Source organism: Flavobacterium aeripolare (assembly GCF_013294025.1).
Classification (GTDB): Bacteria; Bacteroidota; Bacteroidia; order Flavobacteriales; family Flavobacteriaceae; genus Flavobacterium.
The window spans coordinates 1-15,440 of the sequence record NZ_JABSNL010000002.1 but is presented as its reverse complement, the minus strand read 5'-3'; the positions used below and the strand labels follow the sequence as shown (position 1 = coordinate 15,440).

The following is a 15,440-nucleotide window of genomic DNA, read 5'->3' as shown; positions in this document are numbered from 1 at the left end:
TCATTCGTGAATTATCATTTGGCTAAATTTTTTATTTCAATTACTTCATTTGTGGTATAATTATTGGAAATTAGAGCACAGATTAAAAACTAATTTTGTTTCTTTTATTATACAAAGAAGTAACAATTTTTATAATATATTAGCGTTTCATTACTAAAGAAAATTTGTATGAGTTTAATGTTACAAGCAGACACACTATCTGTAGCACAAGAGAGTTTAGCAGAAGCAGTACCGGTAGAGAAGACTTTGTCTATTATCGAATTACTAACTAGCGGAGGATTAGCCGGTCAAATCATTATGATCGCTTTATTTATAATGTTTTTTGCAGCATTATACTTGTATTTTGAACGCTTAATGGCAATCAACGCAGCTTCAAAAATTGACGGTAGCTTCATGAGCCAAATTAGGGACAATATTAGAAACGGTCGTATCGATAATGCAAAATTCTTATGCGCACAGTCAAAATCTCCTGTAGCACGATTAATTGATAAAGGAATTTCTAGAATAGGAAAACCTCTGGACGATATCAATACTGCAATTGAGAATGCTGGGAAATTAGAAATATATAAATTAGAGAAAAATGTAAGTATGCTTGCTACAATTTCTGGAGCTGGTCCTATGACCGGTTTCTTAGGAACAGTTGTAGGAATGATTCAAGCATTTCATAAAATGGCCAGCGCAGGAGGTCAAATTGAAGTAGGAGCTTTATCTGAAGGAATTTATACCGCTATGACAACCACTGTAGTAGGACTCGTTGTTGGGATTATTGCTTATGTTGGTTACAACCATTTAGTGGTTAAAACAGATAAAATAGTCCATCAAATGGAAGCCAATGCAGTAGATTTCTTAGACCTATTGAACGATCCCGCTTAAACACAATTTTAAAGATTAATTCCTACCGATAACAAAATAAAATTATGAATTTAAGAGGAAGAAATAAAGTTAGTCCAGAATTTAATATGTCATCTATGACAGATATTGTTTTCTTGTTACTAATTTTCTTTATGTTGACATCTACAATGGTTACTACAAATGCGCTAGACCTAGTATTACCAAAAGCTAAAGGAAAAACAGACAGCAATAAAAACATCTCAGTAAGCATCAATAAAGACCTCGAGTTTTTCATCGATAAAGAAGCGGTGCCTGAAAACGAACTAGAAGCTAAGCTTTTAAGTACACTAGGTAGCGACAAAGAAAAAGCAATCATATTACGTGCAGAAGAAGGTGTACCTATTGAAAAAGCAGTCAATGTACTAGATATAGCTAATAGAAATCAAATCAAGGTAGTTCTTGCAGTAAGACCTAAATAAAACCCTTTTTTTCGAATAAAAATCAGCACCAGCTTACATGAAATATTTTAAAACAGAAGAGGAAAAAAAATCATTAGCCATCACAACAGTTTTGTTTGTGATCATGTTCATTTTGTTTTTTTATTTAGGACTGACCTCTCTAGATCCACCACCAGAAAATGGTATTGCCATTAATTTTGGAACTACAGAATTTGGATCTGGAGACAAGCAACCTACAGAAGCAATCGCATCAGCACCACAACCTACAACTGCTCAAGAAGCTAAATCTAGTGACGACGAAGTTCTTGCGCAAGATATTGAAGATGCTCCAGTAATGAAGCAGGTAAAAAAAACGCAGCCAACTAAAGCTCCCGCCAAAGAAGTTATTAAAGAAGCTGCAAAACCACAACCTAAACAGAGTCCTAAGCCCTCAAAAAGTACTTCAGACGCGTTATCTAGTTTAATCAACGGACCAAAGTCTGACGGTAGAGCAAGCGGTGGAGAAGGAAACGACAATAAACCTGGAGATAAAGGAAGCTTGAATGGTGATCCCTATGCCAATAGTTACTACGGCTCCGGCGGTGGTAGCGGTACTGCGGGTGGATGGGGTTTAAATGGTCGAACAATTAGCTCAAGAGGTAAAGAAGTACAAAAATGCAACGAATTTGGAACTGTTGTAGTACAAATTACTGTAAACCGTAGCGGAAATGTAGTAAGTGCAAAATACACAAAAGGAACCACAAATACCAATCCCTGCTTAGTAGAACCTGCACTAGCAACTGCAAGAAAGTACAAATGGCAAGCTGACTCTAATGCTCCCGAAACTCAAATCGGATTTATTACTGTAAACTTCAAACTTGGAGAATAATCAGCAGTTAATAAACGTGCTACAATCTTAAAAATTAAAATACCAAAAATGAATTACCAAGAAACTACAGATTGGATGTTCAACCAACTTCCTATGTACCAAACTCAGGGAGCTTCTGCTTATAAAAAAGATTTAGCAAATACTAATGCGCTTATCTCACACCTTAAAAACCCTCAAGAAGGAATAAAATTCATTCACGTCGCAGGAACAAACGGGAAAGGATCTACTTCTCACATGCTTGCCTCTATATTCCAAGAAGCTGGTTATAAAGTGGGACTATATACCTCTCCACACTTAAAAGATTTTAGAGAAAGAGTAAAAATAGATGGTAATCCCATATCTGAAAAATTCGTTTGTGAATTTATTGCTTCTAATAAAACCTTTTTTGAAGAGCACGATATCAGTTTTTTCGAGATGAGCGTAGGATTAGCTTTCGATTATTTCAAGCAAGAGCAAGTTGATATTGCAATCTTTGAAGTGGGTATGGGCGGTAGATTAGATGCCACTAATATAATTTCCCCTTTAGCATCTGTTATCACAAATATTGGTTTAGATCACACGCAATTTCTGGGAAACACACTTGCCTTAATTGCTGCCGAAAAAGCAGGAATAATCAAAGAAAACATTCCCGTTATAATAGGTGAATACAAACCAGAAACAAAACAAGTCTTTGAGGTTACTGCTGCTAAAAATAAATCAAAAATCTATTTCGCTTCTGATTTAGTGACTGTAGAATACCCGTCAGATTTAATAGGACATTATCAAGCACACAATAAAAAAACCGTCTTACAAACGATAGCCGTAATTAATTCATTACAGCTTTTCAATATAAGCAAAGACAACATCACAGAAGGATTATTAAACGTTGTAAGAAATACGGGATTACTAGGCAGGTGGCAACAAATTAGGACAAAGCCAACCGTCATCTGTGATACCGCACATAATAAAGAGGGCTTAGAAATAGTAGTCAACCAAATCAATTCTGAAGAATTCAGGAATATTCATATTGTTTTTGGAGTAGTTAATGATAAAAATCTTGATGACATACTACCTATTCTTCCTACAGATGCAAAATATTATTTTGCCAAGCCAAATAATCCCAGAGGACTTGACGCACAAATTTTAATGGAAAAAGCAAATACTTTTGGATTAAAAGGAAAAGCATTCAATTCAGTAACAGAAGCTTATGAAAAAGCACTGCTTTTGGCGACTCCCACTGATTTTATCTACATAGGCGGAAGTACATTTGTAGTTGCAGAAATTTTATAATTTTTTTTTTAAAATGCTTGTTTATCCAAAAAACAGTCTTATATTTGCACTCGCAATAAGGAAATTAAAATTATCAAATTGCACTAGGGCGATTAGCTCAGCTGGTTCAGAGCACCTCGTTTACACCGAGGGGGTCGGGGGTTCGAACCCCTCATCGCCCACAAAACTTCTCAAGAAATTGAGAAGTTTTTTTTTGCACTAAAGTCAAATAAAAAAGCCAACTCATATCTGAATTGGCTTTTCGATTATCATACTATTTGTTTGTTACCCGTGAATTGTTTCTTGCTTACCATAATTAGTAATTATCGAAGTTTCATAAGTAATCCACTCTTGCCAGCGCTTCTCAACATCTACATTGTCTGCATATTTTCTAGCAAAGCCTAAAAAAGTAGTATAGTGTCCCGCTTCACTGACCATCAAATCTCTATAAAACTTAGCTAATATAGGATCCTTAATGTTTTCTGATAGCACTTTAAACCTTTCACAACTTCTTGCCTCTATCATAGCCGAAAACAGCAAGCGCTCACACAAAGCATCGTTCCTACTACCGTCTTTTTTCATGAATTTAAAAAGTTCGTTAACGTAGCTATCTTTACGTTCTCGACCAAAGTTGAGTCCGCGTTCTTTTATAAGATCGTGCACCATTTTAAAATGCTCAATTTCTTCCTGAGCAATAATCATCAGCTCAGAAACTAATTCTTCCTTCTCCGAATTCTGGGTAATTAAACTTATCGCATTTGATGCTGCTTTTTGTTCGCACCAAGCATGATCTGTTAAAATCTCCTCAATATTCGATTCTACTATATTTACCCATCGTGGGTCTGTGACTAATTTCAATCCTAACATCGCCGTTCGTTTTATTTTTTACAAAATTAGTGTTTTCTTTCTAATTAAGTTAAATCCTTTCCATAATCAACATTGGAACATTTTGGGCGTGTCCCTCCGAAACCCCGATCGCAATCAGGGTCGTCGGGTCGGGCTATTCGATACAATCTTTTATTTCATTACATTCCATAAAAGGATTTCCACTACTATCCCTCACGCAAAAAAAAAACGACTACATACCATCATAAATTAAGTATTTGAAAGTTATTTTAAGCAAAATAGACTTATTTTGTACCTAATATAAATCTACAATAGAACGATGAACACACTTTTAATAATTGGATTTGTTTGGCCTGAACCTAATTCCTCCGCTGCAGGTGGCAGAATGATGGCACTGATAAGTCTTTTTCAAGAACAAGGTTTCAAAATTACTTTTGCTAGTCCAGCTCAAGATAGCGAGCACATGGTGGAACTTAGTCAATACAATGTAGAAAAAAAGTCCATTCTATTAAACTCAGAAACATTCGATACTTATATTAAAAGCCTAAATCCCAAAATCGTTTTATTTGATCGTTTTATGATCGAAGAGCAATTTGGATGGAGAGTAGCAGAACAATGTCCAGATGCGATTAGAATTTTAGACACAGAGGATTTACATTGCTTAAGACTTTCGAGACAAAAAGCATTTAAAGAAAATCGAGGATTTAGCAACAACGATTTATTACAAGAGGAAGTAGCAAAAAGAGAGATTGCGAGTATTTTAAGATGCGACTTGACCTTGATGATTTCTAAATTCGAAATGAAGCTACTTACAAAACTATTCAAAATAAGAAAAAGTCTTTTATATTACTTACCGCTATTACTAGACGACAACCAAATTAAACCTCTAGAAAAATTACCAGCTTATGAAGAGCGAATAGATTTTATTTTTATTGGTAACTTTTTACATGAGCCTAATTGGAATGCTGTGCAATACTTAAAAGAAACAATATGGCCATTGATTAAGAATAAAATCCCAGAAGCCAACTTAAATATTTATGGCGCCTACCCTACTCAAAAAGTGCTACAATTAAACAATTCAAAAAGTGGATTCCTAATAAAAGGACGAGCCGAAAATGCAGACAAAGTGGTAAGCAAAGCTAGAATAGTCTTAGCCCCTATCCGTTTTGGAGCGGGCATAAAAGGCAAACTAGTCGAAGCGATGGTTAACGGCACTCCAAGCATAACCACACAAATTGGTGCCGAGTCAATGCACGGCAAACTAGCATGGAATGGCCACATAACCGACGACCCTGAAACTTTTGCGACACAAGCAACAGCACTATACAGTAACAGACAATTGTGGATCGAAGCACAAAAAAAAGGGGTAAAAATAATTGAGAATCGATTTAAGAGAGACAAATACAATGAAGACTTTAAAAATTGCATACAGCTATTAAGAACCAACTTAGAACAACATAGATTAAATAACTTTATGGGGCAGCTATTGCAACATCACAGCCTAAAAAGCACAAAGTACATGGCGAAGTGGATTGAAGAGAAGAACAAAGTTTAAATCACTTTATTTTGAGTATTCTGAGTAAATAACCACAAGCACATAACAATAAAAAAATATTAAAGAAAGTTTAGTATCGTTTAGAAACAACACTATTTTATTACTTGTTTTAGCATAAAAAAACCCGTCTTGAATCAAGACGGGTTTTATATTTATATAAGTTTAGAAATTATGCAAGCATAGTAACTGGACTTTCAATATATTGTTTTAATGTTTGTAAGAACTGCGCTCCAGTTGCTCCATCGATTGTACGGTGGTCACATGCTAAAGATAGCATCATTGTGTTTCCAACAACGATTTGACCGTCTTTAACAACTGGCTTTTCAACTATAGCACCTACAGATAAAATAGCTGAATTAGGTTGATTAATAATTGAATTAAATTCAACGATACCAAACATCCCTAAGTTAGAAACAGTAAAAGTACTTCCTTCCATTTCTGTAGGTAATAATTTTTTGTTTTTAGCTCTTCCTGCTAAATCTCTAACACTTCCTCCAATTTGAGATAAGCTCATTGCATCTGTAAATTTCAATACAGGAACTACTAAACCATCTTCAACAGCTACCGCAACACCAATATTTACGTGGTGATTAATAGTAATTGCATCTTCTTTCCATTGAGAGTTAATTTTAGGATGTTTTTTCAATGCCATAGCACATGCTTTGATGACCATATCATTGAAAGACACCCTAGTATCAGGAAGTGAATTGATTGTGGCTCTTGACTTCATAGCCTCATCCATTGTAACTTCAATTGTCAAGTTATAATGAGGTGCTGTGAATAAAGACTCAGCTAAACGTTTCGCAATGATTTTACGCATTTGCGAATTCTTGATTTCTTCTTTATATACTTCTCCTACTGGAACATAAACCTGTGGCGCAGCAGCTTTTGCAGGAGCCTCTGTTTTAGCAGCAGTTGCAGGAGCAGCTTCTTTTTCTGCAGACACTTTTGGAGCTGCAGCAGTAGCTGGTGTAAAGTTTTCTATATCACTTTTAATGATTCTTCCGTTCTCACCAGAACCTTTCACTTGATTTAATTGAATTCCTTTATCGCTTGCTATTTTCTTAGCAAGTGGTGAAGCTAAAATTCTTCTTCCATCAGCAGATGCTTCTTGTTCAACTGGCGCAGCAGTATCAGCAGTTGCTTCTTGCTTAGTAGAAGTTGTCTCAGTAGTTTCGGTGCTAGAATTTGTTGTTGCACCTGCTTTATAATTAGACGCAATACCAGAAACATCAGTTCCTTCAGGACCTATGATAGCTAACAAACTATCAATTGGGGCAGCATTCCCTTCTTCTATACCTATATATAATAAAGTACCTTCATTAAAAGATTCAAATTCCATTGTAGCTTTATCAGTTTCAATCTCAGCAAGAATATCTCCCTCACTAATTTTGTCTCCAACTTTCTTCAACCATGTCGCTACAGTACCTTCAGTCATTGTATCACTCAAACGTGGCATTGTCACAACAACAACTCCAGCTGGCAATTCAGCACTAGATTCAGCTTTAGGAGCTTCCTCAGTTTTAGAATCTGCGCTAGGAGTACTAATCGTTTCTTTTGGCGCATCAGCCGAAGCTTCTCCACCAGATAATAAAGCAGAAATATCTTCACCTTCATCACCTATAATTGCTAGTAAAGAATCTACTGGAGCAGTTTCTCCAGCAGGAATTCCTATATGCAAAAGAGTACCTTCATTGAAAGACTCAAATTCCATAGTCGCTTTATCTGTTTCAATTTCAGCAAGAATATCTCCTTCGCTTATTTTATCACCTACTTTTTTAAGCCATGTTGCTACGGTTCCTTCTGTCATAGTATCGCTTAAACGAGGCATTGTTACTTTTATAGCCATAATATTTTTATAGTTTGTGAGGTAAAAATGGATAATTCTCTTGTTCGTATACTACATCGTAAAGCTGTTGAATCGGAGGATACTCTGATTCTTCGGCAAAATCAACACATTCTTGAACCAAAACTTTAACTCTTTGATCTATCGCATCAATTTCCTCTTCAGTAGCGTAGTTTTGATCTTTTATTACATCCAATACTTGAGTAATAGGATCTATTTTTTTATACTCTTCAACTTCTTCTTTAGAACGGTAAAGCTGAGCATCAGACATTGAGTGACCTCTATATCTATATGTTTTCATCTCTAAGAAAGTAGGTCCATCACCACGACGTGCTCTGTCGATTGCTTCAGTCATTGCTTCTGCAACTTTCACAGGGTTCATTCCATCAACTGGTCCGCAAGGCATTTCGTACCCTAATCCTAATTTCCAAATATCAGTGTGATTTGCTGTTCTTTCTACAGAAGTACCCATGGCATAACCATTGTTCTCAACAATAAAAACTACAGGAAGTTTCCATAACATAGCCATATTAAATGCCTCGTGTAATGATCCTTGTCTTGCAGCACCATCACCAAAATAGGTCATTGTAACTCCACCTGTTTCAAAATATTTATCAGCAAATGCTAAACCAGCTCCTACAGGTATTTGACCACCTACGATTCCGTGTCCACCATAAAAACGATGCTCTTTTGAAAAAATATGCATTGAACCACCCATACCCTTTGAGGTACCAGTTACTTTTCCTAACAATTCGGCCATTACTCTTTTAGGATCAACACCCATACCTATTGGCTGAACGTGATTTCTATAAGCAGTAATCATTTTATCCTTAGTTAGATCCATAGCATGTAATGCACCAGCAAGCACTGCTTCCTGTCCATTATACAAGTGTAGAAATCCTCTAACTTTTTGTTGAATATATAGCGCAGCTAGTTTGTCTTCAAACTTTCTCCAAAGCAGCATATCTTCATACCACTTTAAATAAACCTCTTTTGTAACTTCTTTCATCTCAGTTGTTCTTTTTGCTAAAGTTTTTTTTATTGTTTAATCAATTACTTCCGCAAAATAGTTTCCTCCAACAAGTTTGCGAAACGCAAAAATAAGACATTCAAACTTAGAAGTAAAATTAAAAAGCTAATTTTCTGTTATTTTTATAAGAACTTCTTATCAAACATGAATGGAAGTAAATTTTTAAGAGAATCTGACTTATATACAGCTCCAACCTCACCCATGAAATAAATTTCAATTGGTGTCTCTTGACGAATTTCATATTCTGCTATTGATTGTCTACATGAACCACAGGGAGGAATAGGACTCGTTGTTTTATTAGTATCAGAGGCAGCAGTAATTGCCATTTTTAAAATTTTAGCATCAGGATAAACCGCACCAGCTTGAAAAATAGCTACACGCTCCGCACACAAACCAGATGGGTATGCTGCATTCTCCTGATTTGAACCCAAAATTACTTTACCATTGTCTAACAATAATGCCGCACCAACTTTGAATTGAGAATAGGGTGCATAGGCATTTTTTCGAACAGTAACAGCATCATGCATTAATTCTTGAATATCAACTGACAGTTCAGTTATTGAATCATAAGATGAAAATTGTGTTGTAATAGCTATTTGTTTCATTTCTATAAGGGAAAAAAAATCCAAATCTCAAGAAACTGAAATTTGGATTAGTAATTATTATTATTTTAAATTTTTAATATACCGTGTATTTATCACCAAAGTTAAAGGTTAATGAAAAACGGAGTGTATTTTCTAAAGGATTTTTTATTGCTGATGTAGAAAATAAGTAAGACACATCCACTTTAACAACATCGTATTTAAAACCAGTACCTAATGAAAAGTATTTTCTAGCTCCTTTAAGTTGATTTTCATTGAAATATCCTAATCTAAAAGCAAAAGCATCTCTATACAAGTACTCTGCTCCTACCGAATAAGTAATCTCTTTAAGCTCCTCACTAAAACCGTCAGGTGCATCACCAAAAGATTTAAAAATTCCAGGAACCCATCCTATATCTCTATAGTTATTATTGTTTGTCGCTCGCTCACTACTTGTAATTTCGCCATCTCCATTTAAATCTGGGTCTTGCGGAGTAGGAACTAACAGTTTATTTAATTCTAAGTTAAGAGAAACTTTATTATCTGTATCCAACATAAAAGTAAAACCAGTTCCTAATTTAAGATTGGTCGGTAAATAAGCAACATTTATAAGATCATTATCATATTTAATTTTAGGTCCAATATTCTGAATATTGAAACCAGCTCTCCACCTACCATTGAAGTTTTTATAAGCGATTTCATCAGATCTATAAAATCCTGCAATATCTACAGCAAAAGTGCTAGCAGAACTGGCGTCAACATCAGCTGAAGCTATTTTCAAATTAGATCGAATATACCTACCAGCAACTGCCATAGAAAACTTCTCACTTAGCTTTAAAGAGTATGACCCATCAAGAGCCAATTCACTAGGAGCAACAGTAACAAAAGACTCCTCAGCATTTCCCGTTTGTCTCAGTTCAATGTCACCAAAACCAAAAAACCGAATACTCCCCGCAAAGGCATCGCGATCACTAATCTTGTTATAATAGGTTAATTGACCCAGTGAAATATCGTTTGCTAAATCAGTTAAGTAAGGAGTATAACTTATAGATAAGCCTTGCTTATTTTCAGCAAATACGTATTTAGCAGGATTCCATTGTTGTGAAAAAACATCTACCGAAGTTGCAACACCTTGATCAGCCATACCAGCAGCCCTAGCATCTGCAGAAACAGTTAAAAAAGGAACCCCAGTTAAGATGCGCATATCTTGGGCATTAATCGAGGATATTCCGACAAAGCAACTAATTGCTAATATTGTTTTTCTCATAGAAGTATAACATTCATTGAACAAATATAGTATTTTATTAAACTATCACAAGTTTTAAATACTTTGCAAACTAACAACTTAAATGCATCTGCATTTTTCAATTTAATTCGCACAAAAAAAATCGAAATTTAAATGAAAGTTATTTGTTAGCGATAGATAAACCAAAAAATTAGATTATGACCACTCAAAAATTAGCGCGCAGAAAAGACAACTACGGCAACTACACAGTACTATAAACTGACTTTAACGTATAAAATTGCACGCTATGTCATAATTTACTCGTTACAAACATCAAAAATTAACGAGAATGATGCATTTAATAAGCAAATACAAGCCAACCGAATAGAGGATAGCAATACACAAAAGTTGTAAATTATTTCTTAACTAGCACAAAATTTATTTTTTGCCAATATCTTCTTAATTAAATCTTAACTTTGGAACTAAAATTGTGACACATAATTATAAAAATCAATAATAATTTATATAATTTTGCGTTTGCATTATATAGGAACAATTAATTGTTTCTTCTGTATAAATTATTTAAAACGGTCTTGCACATTAATTGTTAATTATTATATTGCAAAACCAATTTATTACCTTTAAAATATTATGAAAGTAAACAAATTCATGACTTTAAGATTCATAGTTCCTATGGTTCTAATTTTAGGCGCTACGAGCTGTAGTAAAAAATCTAGCTCTAGCAATACATCTAGAGCTACTGGTTGGGATGTTGACGGTAAAAAAGCTTCCGTTAAACAACAAAAAGGACCAGGATTAATATTTGTAGAAGGTGGAACTTTCACAATGGGAAAAGTACAAGATGATGTTATGCATGATTGGAATAACACTCCAACGCAGCAACACGTTCAATCTTTTTACATGGATGAGACAGAAGTTACTAATGCCATGTACTTAGAATACCTAGACTGGACAAAGAAAGTATTCCCGCCTAGCGAGGAAAAATATAAATATATTTATTCAGGTGCATCTCCAGATACATTAGTATGGAGAAACAGACTTGGATATAATGAGACAATGACTAATAATTACTTAAGACATCCTTCTTACGCTAATTACCCTGTCGTTGGTGTGAATTGGATTCAGGCTAATGAATTTAGCAAATGGAGAACAGATCGTGTAAACGAAGCTGCACTAGAAAAAAATGGTTACCTTAAAAAAGGCGCTAAAACGAATGATGTTTCTGCTGAAAGTTCTTTTAGTACCGAAACTTATTTGATCGCTCCAACATTAACTTATGGAGGTGATGAAAATTTAGTTCTTAAAAAAGGAACTAGCAAGAAAGGAAACAAAGTAGACGCAAACGGAAACGCAATTGCACAATCTAATGTGTACGCAGAACGTTCTTCAGGAATTGTTTTACCAGAGTATAGACTTCCTACAGAAGCAGAATGGGAATATGCAGCTGCAGCAGATGCAGGACAAAGAGAGTACAATATTTACAAAGGTCAAAAGAAATATCCTTGGTCTGGAAATAATACACGTTCTAGTAAAAGACAAAGCAAAGGAGATCAATTAGCAAACTTTAAACAAGGTAATGGTGATTATGGTGGAATTGCAGGTTGGTCAGACGATGGTGCCGACATTACAAACGAAGTTAAAAAATACCCTGCAAATGACTTTGGGTTGTATGATATGGCTGGAAACGTAGCCGAATGGGTTGCGGATGTTTACAGACCAATAATAGACAATGAGGCAAATGATTTCAATTACTATAGAGGAAACAGATACGCTAAGAACAAAATTGGTAAAGACGGAAAAGTAGAAATTGTTACTATCGAAACAATGCAAATGGACACATTGAGTAATGGGAAAATAATTGTAAAAACATTGCCCGGAGAAATCGCTCAAGTACCTATCGACATTAACGATACCTACCTAAGACAAAATTTTGACAAGAGTAACAATATAAACTATAGAGATGGAGACAGACAGTCGTCAAGAAACTACTACATGAACGGCAACGAATCTAATTCAGATATTGAATCAGATACTAGAAAGATGTACAACTCTCCTAATCATAATGTAACAACTGATAGTTTAGGCCAAATCGTAAAACAATATGATAGGTCTAACGCCAGAACTACTTTAATTAATGACAATGCTAGGGTATATAAAGGAGGATCGTGGAGAGATAGAGCATATTGGTTAGACCCTGCACAAAGAAGGTACTTCCCTCAAGATATGGCTACAGATTACATTGGTTTCAGATGTGCAATGTCAAGCGTAGGACCAAAATCTAAAAAGAAAAAGTCAGCAAGAAACTAATTATAATATAATATCAAAAAGCCCTTTTATTAGGGCTTTTTTTTTAACATATCCACAATGAATATTCAAGACATTCACAGCCTATTTCTTCAATGCACAGCCATTGCTACTGATACTAGAAAAATTGAAAAAAACAGCCTATTTGTAGCTCTAAGAGGAGAAAACTTTAATGCAAACACCTTTGCTAAGCAAGCTTTAAATTTGGGCGCAAAATACGTTTTAATTGATGATACTACGTACTATATTAACGAACAAACAATTCTTGTCGAAAACTGCCTTGAAACATTACAAGAGTTAGCTAAGCACCATAGAAATTATCTTAAATTACCTATCATAGCGCTAACAGGAAGTAATGGAAAAACAACTACAAAGGAATTAATTAACGCCGTCTTGTCGCAAAAGTTCAACACCAAAGCAACAGTAGGAAATTTAAATAATCATATAGGAGTACCACTGACATTATTATCATTCGATAAAAACACAGAAATTGGGATTGTTGAAATGGGCGCCAATCATAAGAAAGAAATTGAATTTTTATGCAGCTTGGCTACTCCTGATTTTGGTTATATAACTAATTTTGGAAAAGCGCACTTAGAAGGATTTGGTGGTGTAGAGGGAGTAATTGAGGGCAAGAGCGAAATGTATAATTATTTAAAATCAGCAGATAAATTAGCATTTGTAAATCTAGATGATCAAATCCAAGTGGAAAAGACGGCAGATATCCGCAAGTATAGCTTTGGAATAAAAAAACAAGTTGCAGACCTTAACATCAACTCAATTACAGCAGACCCTCTAGTCACTATAAATGTCTTAAATAAAACTATTTCCACTAAATTAATAGGACTATACAATGGATCTAATGTAAGCGCGGCAATAGCAATTGCTACTTATTTTAAAGTCGATTTCACACAAATAAAGTTAGCATTAGAACTCTATACTTCAGATAATAATAGATCACAGCTATTAAACAAAGGATCGAATAAAATAATACTAGATGCCTACAACGCAAATCCAAGTAGTATGGCGGTTGCAATAACTAATTTTGCACAATTAGAAGCAGTAAATAAGGTGATGATTTTAGGCGATATGTTTGAGCTCGGAAAAGAAAGTAAACATGAACACCAAACAATAGTCGAAACAGCGAAAAATTTCCAAAATATCAGTTGTCATTTCGTTGGAACTCACTTTTACCAATGTAAAGAAACTATTGATTACGTTCATTTTCATCATACTTTCGAACAATTAGAAAAATTTGTAAATGAAAATGCATTTTCAGACAGTACAATACTAATAAAAGGTTCAAGAGGAATGAAATTAGAACGCACCTTAGATTTAATTTAAACGATCACCAAAAAGTATATTACTGACACAATCTCTTTACAACTTAGTAAGGAGATTTTTTGTATATGATGATGCCATAATCACCAAGTTTAAGATGCCTTGTTATAACTTTCGAGAGCACTACTGATAGCACATACTCCTGGATAGAATCAAATAATATAAATATAAATACACTAGACTACATCTCAACAATTATTTCATATTACAAGCTTATAACTCTCTCTTACGTTAAAAGAAATTTAACCAACTAATTCGTAGAACGCACATTTTGCGTTAAAATTAGGCCCTTCATCTAGCGTAAAACTTATTTTAACTTAATAATTGATAGTATGTATACATAATAAAATGATCTGTACAAGAATATTAGCAATCTAATTTTATACTGATATCAATGCATACGCTAATTGATATTTAACAGAAAAGTCATCAATAATTAAAAACAAAACTTACTAGCTTAACACATACGTTTACATTACTTGAAGAGCAACCAATTTCCCACTTTACTCCCTTACCTCCAATAATCAAATAATACAGAAGCAGCTACTAAATATTTACCGCAGTGGCCTGATATAGTTGAACTAACAAATCTAAGATAGTCATTACCATAATTAAGGCAATACAGTATAAATAGTAAACCCTATTAACCTGGTTCCCTCAAAGAATAATAAAAATCAATGCACCCATCACTTAATATGAAAAAAAAGCAATTAAAAGTTTCCAATCAGACATTTGTCCACGGTTTTAAGAAGTAGTGAATAAATACAATTTAGAAAATAAACATATAGACTTGATTATTTCAAATCAATAACTCTGTAAAACAATCTAGTCTTAGCATTAAATTAAGTCGTTTATGCTAAACTCATAAAATTGTGTACAATAGTTTACACAACAAAAAACCCTTATCCGATTGGATAAGGGTTCTTAGAGATCCTAAAATAAATTCAGGATAAAGAAAGGCGACGACATACTCTCCCACATAACTGCAGTACCATCTGCGCAGGCGGGCTTAACTACTCTGTTCGGGATGGGAAGAGGTGAGCCCCGCCGCAATAACCACCTTAAGATTATTGTTTAAGGAGTTTAAGGTTTTTATAGTTTCAAGTTATACCACTTGCAACATTAAACTTAAACTTTAAACGCAGCTTTGCTGCAATATCTTAACATACTGAGATAAAGAAAAAAGTATTATATTCCATGTCATTCTGAAAGAATCTAGGAACTAGAAAGTTTCCCCAGTGCACTTGCGTGCACTGGAAAGGGTGTACATAAGCTTACGGATTATT

Annotated in this window: 12 protein-coding genes, 1 tRNA gene and 1 rRNA gene; 8 read left to right on the top strand and 6 right to left on the bottom strand. The window is 34.5% G+C overall.

From position 1 onward, the window contains the following. Positions 1 to 168: 168 nt before the first annotated feature. The 5 genes from HNQ00_RS02235 to HNQ00_RS02215 all read left to right on the top strand — a co-directional run bounded on the left by HNQ00_RS02235 (position 169) and on the right by HNQ00_RS02215 (position 3,587). Positions 169 to 873 (top strand): MotA/TolQ/ExbB proton channel family protein, encoded by a 705-nt coding sequence (locus HNQ00_RS02235; protein ID WP_173836674.1) that lies wholly within the window; start codon positions 169 to 171, stop codon positions 871 to 873. Positions 874 to 917: 44 nt separating this feature from the next. Next, complete coding sequence (locus tag HNQ00_RS02230; RefSeq protein ID WP_173836672.1) at positions 918 to 1,310, top strand: ExbD/TolR family protein; 393 nt, start codon at positions 918 to 920, stop codon at positions 1,308 to 1,310. Positions 1,311 to 1,347: 37 nt separating this feature from the next. Continuing rightward, the gene (locus HNQ00_RS02225; protein ID WP_173836669.1) at positions 1,348 to 2,157 is read left to right on the top strand and encodes an energy transducer TonB; all 810 of its coding nucleotides are present in this window, start codon (positions 1,348 to 1,350) and stop codon (positions 2,155 to 2,157) included. A gap of 48 nt (positions 2,158 to 2,205) precedes the next feature. Further along, on the top strand, positions 2,206 to 3,426 hold the full coding sequence (locus tag HNQ00_RS02220) for a bifunctional folylpolyglutamate synthase/dihydrofolate synthase (RefSeq protein ID WP_173836667.1): 1,221 nt from the start codon (positions 2,206 to 2,208) through the stop codon (positions 3,424 to 3,426). 86 nt (positions 3,427 to 3,512) lie between these two features. Further along, positions 3,513 to 3,587, top strand: a tRNA-Val gene (locus HNQ00_RS02215). Between the two features lie 103 nt (positions 3,588 to 3,690). Here HNQ00_RS02215 and HNQ00_RS02210 read toward each other — a convergent pair. Next, complete coding sequence (locus HNQ00_RS02210) at positions 3,691 to 4,272, bottom strand: MiaE family protein (protein ID WP_173836665.1); 582 nt, start codon at positions 4,270 to 4,272, stop codon at positions 3,691 to 3,693. 298 nt (positions 4,273 to 4,570) lie between these two features. Between HNQ00_RS02210 and HNQ00_RS02205 the strand changes: the two genes are divergently transcribed. After that, positions 4,571 to 5,806, top strand: coding sequence for a glycosyltransferase (locus HNQ00_RS02205; RefSeq protein WP_173836663.1), 1,236 nt, complete (start codon positions 4,571 to 4,573; stop codon positions 5,804 to 5,806). Between the two features lie 169 nt (positions 5,807 to 5,975). On the opposite strand, the gene HNQ00_RS02200 is transcribed toward HNQ00_RS02205, so the two are convergent. From HNQ00_RS02200 to porV, 4 genes are all read right to left on the bottom strand, one after another. Further along, entirely contained in the window at positions 5,976 to 7,655 is a 1,680-nt protein-coding gene (locus tag HNQ00_RS02200; RefSeq protein WP_173836661.1) for a pyruvate dehydrogenase complex dihydrolipoamide acetyltransferase, read from the bottom strand. 7 nt (positions 7,656 to 7,662) lie between these two features. Beyond that, positions 7,663 to 8,661, bottom strand: a complete 999-nt coding sequence (gene pdhA / locus HNQ00_RS02195) for a pyruvate dehydrogenase (acetyl-transferring) E1 component subunit alpha (protein ID WP_173836659.1) — start codon at positions 8,659 to 8,661, stop codon at positions 7,663 to 7,665. Between the two features lie 143 nt (positions 8,662 to 8,804). After that, complete coding sequence (gene cdd / locus HNQ00_RS02190) at positions 8,805 to 9,287, bottom strand: cytidine deaminase (RefSeq protein ID WP_173836657.1); 483 nt, start codon at positions 9,285 to 9,287, stop codon at positions 8,805 to 8,807. A gap of 73 nt (positions 9,288 to 9,360) precedes the next feature. Beyond that, entirely contained in the window at positions 9,361 to 10,530 is a 1,170-nt protein-coding gene (gene porV, locus HNQ00_RS02185; protein WP_173836655.1) for a type IX secretion system outer membrane channel protein PorV, read from the bottom strand. 609 nt (positions 10,531 to 11,139) lie between these two features. On the opposite strand from porV, the gene gldJ reads away from it, so the two are divergent. Together gldJ and HNQ00_RS02175 are read left to right on the top strand one after the other, a co-directional pair. Beyond that, entirely contained in the window at positions 11,140 to 12,816 is a 1,677-nt protein-coding gene (gene gldJ / locus HNQ00_RS02180) for a gliding motility lipoprotein GldJ (protein WP_173836653.1), read from the top strand. 57 nt (positions 12,817 to 12,873) lie between these two features. After that, positions 12,874 to 14,157 (top strand): UDP-N-acetylmuramoyl-tripeptide--D-alanyl-D-alanine ligase, encoded by a 1,284-nt coding sequence (locus tag HNQ00_RS02175; protein WP_173836651.1) that lies wholly within the window; start codon positions 12,874 to 12,876, stop codon positions 14,155 to 14,157. Between the two features lie 951 nt (positions 14,158 to 15,108). Here the strand turns inward: HNQ00_RS02175 and rrf are convergent. Next, positions 15,109 to 15,218 (bottom strand): 5S ribosomal RNA (gene rrf / locus HNQ00_RS02170). Between the last annotated feature and the right edge of the window lie 222 nt (positions 15,219 to 15,440).

Bases quoted from the DNA above. Each gene is read 5' to 3' on its own strand.
- HNQ00_RS02235 (WP_173836674.1), top strand. From the start codon at position 169: ATGAGTTTAATGTTACAAGCAGACACACTATCTGTAGCACAAGAGAGT.
- HNQ00_RS02230 (WP_173836672.1), top strand. From the start codon at position 918: ATGAATTTAAGAGGAAGAAATAAAGTTAGTCCAGAATTTAATATGTCA.
- HNQ00_RS02225 (WP_173836669.1), top strand. From the start codon at position 1,348: ATGAAATATTTTAAAACAGAAGAGGAAAAAAAATCATTAGCCATCACA.
- HNQ00_RS02220 (WP_173836667.1), top strand. From the start codon at position 2,206: ATGAATTACCAAGAAACTACAGATTGGATGTTCAACCAACTTCCTATG.
- HNQ00_RS02210 (WP_173836665.1), bottom strand. From the start codon at position 4,272: ATGTTAGGATTGAAATTAGTCACAGACCCACGATGGGTAAATATAGTA.
- HNQ00_RS02205 (WP_173836663.1), top strand. From the start codon at position 4,571: ATGAACACACTTTTAATAATTGGATTTGTTTGGCCTGAACCTAATTCC.
- HNQ00_RS02200 (WP_173836661.1), bottom strand. From the start codon at position 7,655: ATGGCTATAAAAGTAACAATGCCTCGTTTAAGCGATACTATGACAGAA.
- pdhA (WP_173836659.1), bottom strand. From the start codon at position 8,661: ATGAAAGAAGTTACAAAAGAGGTTTATTTAAAGTGGTATGAAGATATG.
- cdd (WP_173836657.1), bottom strand. From the start codon at position 9,287: ATGAAACAAATAGCTATTACAACACAATTTTCATCTTATGATTCAATA.
- porV (WP_173836655.1), bottom strand. From the start codon at position 10,530: ATGAGAAAAACAATATTAGCAATTAGTTGCTTTGTCGGAATATCCTCG.
- gldJ (WP_173836653.1), top strand. From the start codon at position 11,140: ATGAAAGTAAACAAATTCATGACTTTAAGATTCATAGTTCCTATGGTT.
- HNQ00_RS02175 (WP_173836651.1), top strand. From the start codon at position 12,874: ATGAATATTCAAGACATTCACAGCCTATTTCTTCAATGCACAGCCATT.